This window comes from Candidatus Latescibacter sp., from assembly GCA_030692375.1.
GTDB lineage: Bacteria > Latescibacterota > Latescibacteria > Latescibacterales > Latescibacteraceae > JAUYCD01.
Map to the genome: position 1 here is coordinate 1 of JAUYCD010000159.1, position 10,490 is coordinate 10,490.

General features: G+C 49.0%; 8 protein-coding genes. 6 read left to right on the forward strand and 2 right to left on the reverse strand.

From position 1 onward, the window contains the following. Positions 1 to 344 precede the first annotated feature (344 nt). From Q8O92_09675 to Q8O92_09700, 6 genes are all read left to right on the forward strand, one after another. Complete coding sequence (locus tag Q8O92_09675) at positions 345 to 1,601, forward strand: two-component regulator propeller domain-containing protein (protein MDP2983582.1); 1,257 nt, start codon at positions 345 to 347, stop codon at positions 1,599 to 1,601. Beyond that, entirely contained in the window at positions 1,598 to 2,779 is a 1,182-nt protein-coding gene (locus Q8O92_09680; protein MDP2983583.1) for a hypothetical protein, read from the forward strand. The genes Q8O92_09675 and Q8O92_09680 overlap by 4 nt, the downstream gene beginning before the upstream one ends. A 460-nt stretch (positions 2,780 to 3,239) precedes the next feature. Next, a complete protein-coding gene (locus Q8O92_09685) occupies positions 3,240 to 3,689 on the forward strand; it encodes a YbaK/EbsC family protein (protein ID MDP2983584.1) in 450 nt (149 codons plus the stop codon). Positions 3,690 to 3,708: 19 nt separating this feature from the next. After that, positions 3,709 to 4,449, forward strand: coding sequence for a hypothetical protein (locus tag Q8O92_09690; protein MDP2983585.1), 741 nt, complete (start codon positions 3,709 to 3,711; stop codon positions 4,447 to 4,449). A 475-nt stretch (positions 4,450 to 4,924) separates the two neighbouring features. Next, on the forward strand, positions 4,925 to 5,986 hold the full coding sequence (locus tag Q8O92_09695) for a Gfo/Idh/MocA family oxidoreductase (protein ID MDP2983586.1): 1,062 nt from the start codon (positions 4,925 to 4,927) through the stop codon (positions 5,984 to 5,986). A gap of 214 nt (positions 5,987 to 6,200) precedes the next feature. Next, entirely contained in the window at positions 6,201 to 7,307 is a 1,107-nt protein-coding gene (locus tag Q8O92_09700; protein ID MDP2983587.1) for a DegT/DnrJ/EryC1/StrS family aminotransferase, read from the forward strand. Between the two features lie 92 nt (positions 7,308 to 7,399). Here Q8O92_09700 and Q8O92_09705 read toward each other — a convergent pair whose 3' ends face one another. Then, positions 7,400 to 8,443, reverse strand: coding sequence for a lysylphosphatidylglycerol synthase transmembrane domain-containing protein (locus Q8O92_09705; protein MDP2983588.1), 1,044 nt, complete (start codon positions 8,441 to 8,443; stop codon positions 7,400 to 7,402). A gap of 643 nt (positions 8,444 to 9,086) precedes the next feature. After that, entirely contained in the window at positions 9,087 to 10,214 is a 1,128-nt protein-coding gene (locus Q8O92_09710; GenBank protein ID MDP2983589.1) for a twin-arginine translocation signal domain-containing protein, read from the reverse strand. Positions 10,215 to 10,490 lie beyond the last annotated feature (276 nt).

The window sequence follows — 10,490 nt, forward strand, 5'->3', positions numbered from 1 at the left end:
TGTTACGTAAATAATCTAAGCAAGCCTCAATCTGTCAAGCCTCAGCCGAAGGCTGACTTGCTTGGGCTTGACAGCAACTAACAACATATTTTGAATAGGGTTGGATTGAGATCATTTCCTCAATGCAACCCTTGTAAGTAAGTTTCTTAACCAACTCTTTTGGAGAAGAACCTTAAATTTAGACGTTATCTCCTGAAAAGAAATTTCAGGTATCTTAATAAAAAAAATAGTTTCACTATTTATTTCTATTGCTTTTGACTCCATCTTTTCGTTTATACACACATTACATTATCGGGCAGATTTTTTTATGAAACTAAATCTTTCATGTAAGGAGGTAGTATGTTATGAAATACCTAAGACTGTGTTCCTTTCTTTTCCTCGGCCTGGTGATTATACCGCTTGTCGCGTATACCCAGCCGAAGAAAGACATCCAGGAGGTTAAACCCAAAAAGTACTTCGCCCCCGGCAACATATGGAAGGGCGAAAGTGTCATGGAAACCAACTGGAACAAAATCTGCGAGGATCCGCAGGGCCGAATCTGGTTCAGCGGCGGCGACCACTGGGGAACGGATCGAACCAACAACCCGGACCGGTACGAGCGTCCCTGGGGCTACGGCAACACCATGGTTTCTTACTACGACCCCAAGGCCGATAAGGTTACCGAGGTATTTAATCTCGATATGGAGAGCGCGATCTTTTCCAATGCGGAAACTCCCGGCCATGGCAAGATTCACGCCAATATTCAGTCCGATTCAAAGGGTAATATCTGGACTGCCGGTTATATGGGCGCTTCCTATGACCACGAGTTTGATAATGCCTATTTCCCGAAAAGTTATGCCGGCGGAGCCGTTGTTAGATGGGATCCCCGGACCAAACAGGTGGAATATTACGGCATCCCCGCGCCCTATGGCGGACTGGTGGCGCTCTATTTCGACGAAAAACGGAATACCGTGCACGGCTTCTCGGTGGACCGCGGACGCTACTGGCGTGTCAACATTACCACCCGTGAGCTGAAGCACTACGAAACCAACGGAAGGTTCGGTGTCCGCGAGATGATCATGGACCGTGACGGCATGAGCTATTTCGCCAACGAATTCGACGGACTGACCAAATTCAATCCCGATACCGAAACATTCACCGATCTCGATATGAAAATCCCCGGCCTCCGCTCTTCCTGTGTGACCTCTAAGAATGTCATTTACGGCATTTCCGCCGAGGGATTCCTCTGGAGTTATGATACCAAAACCAACAAGGTCGAAGAACTGGGCCATGTGGTCGCCTCCCCCAAGGAAAGAGTTTATACACCGAACATTGCTCTCGATGAAAGCTTGGGCCGCCTCTACATGATCGCCGGCGGTCACGGCATCACCCTTTCAGGTATGCCGATCCTTACCATTTACGATATCAAGGCGAAAAAGTTTTACTGGCCGGGCAAGATCGATGTGGACGGCTGCTATGGAGCGGTGGTGGGGAGAGATCATAAGGCATACTTCTCCTGCTATGGATACATCAGGGGCATGAAAAATAAGGAAGGAAAGGAAGTCAGGGGACCCATGCTTGTCCGTTATGATCCACCCATAAGTCTGGAGGGTTTGAAATGAGAACAGGAATTCGTATACTCTGGATCACTATGGTGATCTCTCTCTTTGTTTTTACTTCGCAAACAAGCGCCCAGCGGTACGGAGATATTGGCGGCGGTATAAAAAGCTATCTGATTTCCAACGGCCCGCAGGGTCCAATTCGCGGCGGCGAGAGCGCAGTCACCGACATGATTCTCATGAAGGATGGCTGGGTGTATGGCAGCACCGCAGCCACCTGGGGCGCCGCCACCTGTCATCTGTTCCGCACAGACGGCGTAAAATCCGAGCATGTCATGAATGTCACCCAGAAAATGCCCGGACAGCCGAAAGTCAGCGACCTGGAGCTTGGCCCCAAGAGTGTTCTGATCGGCGCTACCACAACCTACAATGAAGTTTTTGACGATGCCGGCAAGAAATACGAGGGCGGCCATCTTTTCACCTTTGATCCCGCCTCAAAGGCGTTCACCGACTACGGGATTATCGCTCCCGGGCAGGGAATCAACTGCATCGCGGTAGACAGTCTGCACACCCGCATCTATGGAATCACCTATCCGGCAGGCCATCTTTTTGCCTTCGACTACTCCAAGAAGACAACCAAAGACTTCGGCGTAGTCATGACTCCCTGGAGAGTAAAAGACCTCGGCCGGGTTTCCTGGCGCGGAGTGCCCAAGGTGCTTATGATCGATGACGCAGGAACAGTTTACTTCGCGACCTATATCAGGCAGTTGGGCGGCAGGATTTTCCGGCTGGCGTACGGCGACGAGAAACCGGTGTTTACCGGAGCGGTGGTCCCCACTCAGAAAGGCATGGATAACGATCCTATCTACGAGAACGGAATTGCCTCCACAATCAAGGCAAGAGACGGCGGATTCTGGTGCGGCACCATCAATGACGGTTTTCTGTTCAAATTCCATCCCTCCACCTCAACAGTCATCAACAAAGGCAAGGCATTCCAATATTGGAATCTCCGATCTCTCACCTATGGTGGCGATAACAAACTCTACATGCTCGGAGGCCGTGATTTCGATAACTCCTGGCTTCTCTGCTATGATACCACCACCGGCTCCATCGACTGTCTCGGTTGGCCTTCGGCTACTACTCAGTGCGGGGTGATCAGCTCCGATAAAACGGGCAGAATCCTCATGGCAGAGAACCTTCGCAACTCGTATATCTGGGTATACTCGCTATCGGCCAGGTAAAAAGCGCACACAATATTTGACTGGGGAGCAGAAAACCGCTCCTAAAAAGATGTTCGGCTACGAAAAAAGGGAGCATAATTCCGCTCCCTTTCAGGGGAGACAATTAGCGAAAAAAAAGGGAGCTAAAGCCGCTCCCTTTTTTTTATCCGTAAAAGAATTATTTGCTTTTGAACTGTCAAGTTACCGACTATACATGACGACACAAATAATTGCGCATGAAATTAGATCCTGAAACGAGTTCAGGATGACGAGAGCCCAATGTCATGCCGAACTTGTTGCCGCTTCGCGGGAACGAACCGTTTCGGCATCTATACCATAAAGAAGCGCATTTAAATTTGTCGTCATGTATAATTTGGAGGAGAAAAAAAAGATTGATTGAACGCTCAAATAATTGATTATTTTAGAACATTACGGTCCTGTTTGAATTTTCTTCCATATAAATAACCGCGGAGGTGTTTCCATGCCGGTAAAAACATTAAAAGATTTTCTGGATAAGAATCACGTCAAATATTTAAGCATCAAACATTCCCCGGCGTTCACTGCCCAGGAAATCGCCGAGCTTTCCCATATTCACGGAAAGCAGATGGCCAAGGTGGTCGTGCTGAAGATCGATGGCAGGATGGACATGGCAGTCACCGGAGCCCATCACCGTCTCGATTTGACTGCTCTTGCGGAAAAGATTTGCACGAATGAAATTTTCCTGGCCGACGAAAAAGAATTTAAGAACAGGTTTCCGGACTGCGAGGTTGGCGCAATGCCGCCGTTCGGCAATTTATACAGCATGGATGTGTATGTTGATTCTTCTCTCGCCGAGAACAGTGAGATTGTATTCAATGCAGGATCTCACACGGAAGTGATTAGAATGTCCTTTGCCGATTTTTCGAGGCTGGTAAAACCGAAAATATTTTAAAAATAGAATGAGGATGTGGATGAAATTTCGCCGATGGCAGATTTTTCTGGGATTGTCGCTCGTTGCGCTGTCGGCGTTCCTCTATATCATAGAATACCTGATTTTTGGCAACGTCGGCTCTATTGCCTTTTACTTCTTCCAGGATCTGGCCTTTGTTCCCATCGAAGTACTGCTGGTGACTCTTATTATCAACAACCTCCTGGAACGTCGGGGAAAGCGTCTTCTTCTTAAAAAACTCAATATGGTTATTGGCGCTTTTTTCAGCGAAGTGGGAACCGGCCTTCTCAAAATATTTCTCGATTTTATTCCCCGGCCTGAAGAAATCGGCAAAGATTTAAGAGTGAACGGAAGCTGGACTCACCATAATTTTGAAACAGCAAGCAATCGCCTGAGAAAAATGAATTACTCCATCGAGAGCAAAAGAGGCGATCTCGTTTCGTTAAAATGCTTTCTGGTTGAAAAAAGGATATTCCTTCTTCGCCTTCTGGAAAATCCCAACCTCCTGGAGCATGATTCTTTTACCGAGCTTCTCTGGGCGGTATTCCACCTCGCCGACGAACTGGATCACCGTGAGAACCTGAAAGACCTTCCTGGCCCTGATTTCGACCACCTCTCCAACGACATGAAAAGAGCCTGCACTCTGGTCATTATCGAGTGGCTGGCCTACATGTACCATTTGAAAAATGATTATCCATACCTATTCAGCCTTGCGTTGCGCAATAACCCATTCGATCCCGATGCCACGGTTATTTTTCGATGAATCGCAAGCACACTCCCGTATCATCGGGGCAGGAACTGAAAAAAGGGCAAAAAAAACAGCATATATGGTCCTGTCCGGGAGGGAAGAGACAGTAGTCGCCTCCGACGCAACGGTTTCCCTGAAACAGATACGGGCAGGAATGCGCCAGGTAGAGCGCCCTGGTCAATTGGGGGAATGACGATTCATATGCCATGAAACATAGTTTATAAAAAAATTGATGTTTTGAAATCTTTGATTTATTCTCTCGCAAAGTTCGCAAAATCAATAACGAAAGGAAATAGCTGAAAATTGGAATGCATCACGGATAATTTATGACATCTGAATAATTTTACCATAGTGCGGGAAAATACAATAAAAATTATTGAAACAAGTATTTTTTCTTTGCGAACTTTGCGAACTTCGCGAGAAAAAGTATTTAAAAGTTTTCGTTTTGTCTACTTTTTTTGCTCACATCATATTACCACGGAAAGGTTACATGAAAAAGAGATTCGCCATAGTCGGCTGCGGCAATATCGCCAAAAAACATGTGCAAGTCATTGAAAATCATCTGGAGAACGCGGAAATCGTTGCATTCCAGGACATCATTCCCCAAAGAGCCCGCGCTTTTGCCGAAAAACACAATGCCCGCGCCTATTCCTCAGTGGATGCGATGATGGATGACAGGGGAGACAGCATCGATATCATCAACATTCTTACCCCCAGCGGTGACCACTATAAAAAGGTTTTGGAACTGGTGCGATACGGCAAACCCCTGGTTGTGGAGAAACCGATCGCTCTCCGTCTCGACGAAGCCGATCAGATCATCCAGGAATGCGACAGATATGGAGTCAGACTGTTCGTGGTGCACCAGAACCGTTACAATCTTCCCATTATCAAAGCCCGCGAGGCGCTGGAGCAGGGAAGGTTTGGAAAAATGGTGCTGGGTACTGTCCGGGTACGGTGGAAACGCGACCAGGCCTACTATGACTCGGCCGCCTGGCGGGGCACCTGGACGTATGACGGGGGGGTATTGACCAACCAGGCGAGCCACCACATAGATATGCTTACGTGGTTTATGGGGAGTGTTGAAAGCGTACAGGCCATGATCTCCACCCGTCTGGTCACAATCGAATGCGAAGATACAGGGGCCGCCCTCTTCCGGTTCGAAAGCGGCGCCCTCGGTATTATCGAGGCTACCACCGCTGCCCGTCCGAAAGACCTGGAAGGCTCCATCAGCATTCTTGGGGAAAAGGGAAGCGTGGTCATCGGGGGTTTTTACATGAACAAGCTGGAAACCTGGGAATTCACAGACCATCAGCCTATAGACGATGTAATATTTGAAAAATACGGTACAAACCCTGATATTCCCGGATACAATCTCGGAGAATACCTGAAAGGGGTCATCAGTGCGCTGGAAACCCGTAAGGCCGCCCTGGTCGACGGTATCGAGGCCCGTAAATCACTTGAACTGATCAGCGCCATGTATGAATCGGTGGAGACCGGCCGCGAGGTGAATTTAAGGTTTAAACCCAAACAGTGCCGTCTCGGAATTGGATAGGGGGGAAAGGGCTTCAGAAATATTGCTTATTGGAATAGATGCCGAAACAAGTTCGGCATGACACGGTGCATACTACATGAAGAAACCAGCCGTCACCCTGAACTTGTTTCAGGGTCTATGGAACCAAAAAGATGTCTATTTATTTTACTATAAGTCCTTCTTCGGGGATACACGAGACTGTTTTCCAACCAAACTATTTTTAAAGAGAGAAATAATGAATATCCCTTTGGTCGATTTAAAAGCTCAATATCTCGGCATTCGGAAAGAAATGGACTCTGCCATCTCGGAGGTTCTGTCCTCGACAGCTTTCATCGGCGGCAGGTTCGTAGAAAATTTTGAGAAGGCTTTTGCCGGCTATTGCCAAACGAAACACTGCGTAGGGGTCGGGAACGGCACTGACGCTCTGTTCATTGCTCTCAAAGCCCTTGGAGTCGGCCACGGGGATGAGGTCATTACCGTTGCAAACAGCTTTATTGCAACTTCGGAAGCGGTTTCCATGACCGGAGCCAAGGTTGTATTCGTAGATATAAATCCACGGACTTATAACATAGATGTGAACAAAATCGAAGAAAAGATTACAAGCCATACCAGAGCTATTCTACCGGTTCACCTCTACGGGCAGCCGGCGGATATGGATCCTATTCTGTCTCTTGCTAACAAGCACGGTCTGAAAGTGGTCGGGGATGCGGCTCAGGCGCACGGCGCCATGTATAAAGGCCGTCCCATCGCCTCCTGCGCCGATCTGACCTGTTTCAGCTTCTATCCGGGGAAAAACCTGGGCGCGTACGGCGATGCCGGAGCTGTGGCCACGAACGACGACGCTTTGGCGGACCGGGTACGCATGATCGCCAATCATGGGCGGCTCGACAAATACAATCATCTGCTTGAGGGTGTGAACAGCCGCCTGGACGGTATCCAGGCCGCCGTACTATGCACCAAGCTTCCGCATCTGGTGGACTGGACCGAAAGCCGCCGCCGGAATGCCTCTACCTACAACCGTTGCCTTAAGGGGCTTCAGGTGGTCACTCCGCAGGAGATAGACGATGTCCGCGCGGTATATCACCTGTTTGTAGTGAGGATCGATTCCAAGGTGCGTCGGCCTCTTCAGGATTTTCTCAAAGAACGGGGAATCTCCACAGGCATTCACTACCCCATCGCGCTGCCGTATCTGAAAGCTTATGGTTATCTGAATCTCAGCGAGCAGGATTTTCCCGAAGCTTTGAAAGCGTCCGGCGAGATCCTTTCCCTGCCGATGTATCCGGAACTGGAGGAATCTCAGATAGCGTATATCGGGGAAAGCATGAGAGCATTCGGGCTGTAAGAAAGGGAAACTTTGAGGTACGTGGTTCTATTCCCTTTTAAAATCCTGTTAATCTTGTAAATCCTGTCTAATAAGATAGACTCCGAAACGAGTTATCGTCGATCGAGGGTATCGAGCATATCCTCACGGATTTTCCTCTGGGTAAGCCCGGTTTGATGCAGGGCAAAAAAACCCGCCAGAAGGAGTGGTGCGGTGAGCAGTACGAAAACCACCACCGAAAATCCGGCCGCCGTGGTTTTATCCACCCCGAACAGGGAGAGCCCCAGGACAGTAAAGAACTGGTAGGTACCCACATTGGATGGAGCATTGGGCAGCATGGTCCCGAGATGTACTATCAGGAACACCACTGCTCCTGCCCAGAATGTAAGATGAAGCCCGCAGGCCGCCATGACCATCCAGAACGCCAGCGTCTGGGTGATGAGGAGGAGAAGGGAAACCAGGAGCGCCCCGAAAAAAGCGCCGGAAAATCCTATTCCATGGAGACCGTCTAGCAGGCGGTGGAAAAGCTGGTTTGCCTTATTCCAGAGTTTTTCAATAAACGAAGCGGCGGCATGGTGTCGATGGGGGGTTTTTCTTTCCCGGAAAACAACGAAAGCGAACAGCCCGGCTGCGGCAACTACAAAGATTACAAGCACAAAGACCGCATCCAGGAGCGCCGGAGGAAGTGGAACCAGAAAAGCGGCTGTTCCAATGGCGATCGCCAGCCAGAGGCAGTCAAACAGGAACTCCATCGATATGGAAGGGATAACGGCAACGAAATCGGCGGCGAGCCAGCGGCTCACAAGATATACACGCACCAGTTCGCCGATCCGCATGGGAAACATGCCATTGGCGAACTGCCCGGCATAAACCGCCTGAGTTGTTCTTAACCAGGAAAGCCTCCCCAGGGGATAGAGCAGGAATTTCCACCTGATTCCCTGCAGTCCGAAGCTGGACAACTGAAAAAACACGGCGGGAGGAATCCATAGCCAATTGTGAATGGAGAGCGTAGCCGGGAGACGCTCCGGGCGAATATCATAGAATACCCACAGAAGACAACCCACAACGATAAGATACCGGAAAATTGCGATGAAATAACCGGGTATTCTCGGACGTGAAGGAGTACCGGAGCGGTTTTCCATGGTGGGGTGATCCATATAAATCAATGATCCCGCAGGAGAAATGCAAAATAGGATTACTGTGAAATATACAGAAAAAACGCAGAATAATGGTATTTAACGCCCCTGCAAGCGAAAAAGTTCTTCAAAAGCGTTTTAAATCCCCCCGCCGCTGAAGCGGCGACCCCCTTGTTAAGGGGGTAAAAAAGACGCCCCTCTAATAAAAAAGGTTTTTCTTTAAGCTTGAAAATACCCTTTTCTTTTCAGTAAATATAAATATATATTCCTATATTCAAGCACTATTACATGTATCAATCGTCAGAAAGTTTGTTTCAATATTCTAAAGAGTGCTTGAAGTTATGCCATAAAAAACAATTATTGCTACGGCGAATAAATGTTGCTATTCTTTAAGTATTTCATTATATTGTAGTTATGAAAGATACAGACGCTCGGACGCTCAGTCCCCAGACCCAATACGAGCTCCGCACCCGAAAAAGCTGGCGCAATGACTTGAAACCGATCGAGAAAAGATCTGGGTATTTTACCTCCCCCCCGTACGCTCCCGAACACAATCCGGATGAATACCTTAATGGCGACCTGAAACAACCTGTCCGTTCAGGCCTCACGGCCAGATCACAAAATGATCTGATCAAGAAAACACACTCATTACCAGGCGGGCATGTTATCCAAATTTCTTTTTAAAGAGTTCCACCGTATTGTCATCCGGGTGATTAGGCAATGAGACGGGAGATTCCCATTCTTCGGGGACCTCTGCGAGCCTGACCGGCTTTCCTCCGTTCACCAGGATGGAGCGCCAGCCGGCGAGGAAGACATTGGTTTTGTGATATATCTGCTCCAGAGTCTGCGGCATCTCCCCAAAGGAAGCCATATTCTGGAATGCCCAGATGGGCGTCGCCCAGATTTCCGTCTTGTTGTAGGGATACCCGGTTCCGTAATAGATATTGAAGCTTTCGCCGCCATACACTTCCGGGGTGTGAATCTGAATGGTTCCCCATGAACCGGCTACCTGGTGCAGCGTGCCGAAGAATGGCTTGCCCTCCTTGTTGCGGTGTTCAAAAGTGAGGACGCCCGGAGGACTGTACCAATTGTCGGCGCGGTACGATACCGCTGTCACCGGATTTCCGGCTTCCGCGATTGCCTTGCAGCACAGGTACAGCCCGTGAATACCATGAGTCGGATAATCATCGAACGAATTGGTGGCGCTGTAGCAGATGATATTTTTTCCGGTGGCCCAGACTTTTGCGCGGGCGATGGATTCATTGTGCTCGTGGCTGGAGGGAACCAGGATGGGAGCGTTATACTTTCGCGCCATTTCAATGATTTTTTTCGCTTTGGCGAGAGAGTTGCTGAACGGCCTGTTGATAAGGTTGGGAAGCCCGGCCTCAAGGTAAGGCTCGTGAATGATGTGGTTCCAGGGGTGGTTGTAATATCCTCCCGAGATAATGCAGTCAACTTTCCCCAGCATATCATCGAAGTTCCTGACTGCCTGGCAGCCATAGGTTTTGGCGAACTGCACGGCCTTGTCATACTCGATTTCCCAGCAGTGAGTAATGCGCATATTGGTGAACGGAGTATCTTTTTCCCCCTGGCGGGCATTGATCAGAGGCCCCCAGATGCCGTTGAGGTGTGAGTAGGAGACTACATTGAGACATCCGATGCGCAGGAAATCGCCGGGGCCTTTCAGGCTCCTGGTTTGAGACTCAACAGTTTTGGCCGCAGCGGCAGCCGCTGCTCCGGCAATTGCCGCCCTGCCCAGGAATGATCGGCGGTCATTTTTTGTATTCTGCATTTCTCCTCCTTGGGATGCTGTGTTTGAACTATACATGACGGCATGTCCAATTGCGTGTGGAAGGTGTAATGAGATCCTGAAACGAGTTCAGGATGATGTCATGCCGAACTTGTAACCGCTTCGCGGGAACGAACCGTTTCGGCTTATCTTTGTTATACGTTTCTTCTGACCCGAATTATGCATTTAAAAGAGATTTTAGTCTTTGTGAGCGTTAAACTACAGCCCCCTAAATCCCCCAAAGGGGGACTTAAAAGACTGCAATACAAGGCTTAATCG

What these genes read in the sequence shown, in the direction of transcription:
- Q8O92_09710 (MDP2983589.1), bottom strand. Translation starts at nt 10,214, where the DNA reads ATGCAGAATACAAAAAATGACCGCCGATCATTCCTGGGCAGGGCGGCA.
- Q8O92_09675 (MDP2983582.1), top strand. Translation starts at nt 345, where the DNA reads ATGAAATACCTAAGACTGTGTTCCTTTCTTTTCCTCGGCCTGGTGATT.
- Q8O92_09700 (MDP2983587.1), top strand. Translation starts at nt 6,201, where the DNA reads ATGAATATCCCTTTGGTCGATTTAAAAGCTCAATATCTCGGCATTCGG.
- Q8O92_09705 (MDP2983588.1), bottom strand. Translation starts at nt 8,443, where the DNA reads ATGGATCACCCCACCATGGAAAACCGCTCCGGTACTCCTTCACGTCCG.
- Q8O92_09685 (MDP2983584.1), top strand. Translation starts at nt 3,240, where the DNA reads ATGCCGGTAAAAACATTAAAAGATTTTCTGGATAAGAATCACGTCAAA.
- Q8O92_09680 (MDP2983583.1), top strand. Translation starts at nt 1,598, where the DNA reads ATGAGAACAGGAATTCGTATACTCTGGATCACTATGGTGATCTCTCTC.
- Q8O92_09695 (MDP2983586.1), top strand. Translation starts at nt 4,925, where the DNA reads ATGAAAAAGAGATTCGCCATAGTCGGCTGCGGCAATATCGCCAAAAAA.
- Q8O92_09690 (MDP2983585.1), top strand. Translation starts at nt 3,709, where the DNA reads ATGAAATTTCGCCGATGGCAGATTTTTCTGGGATTGTCGCTCGTTGCG.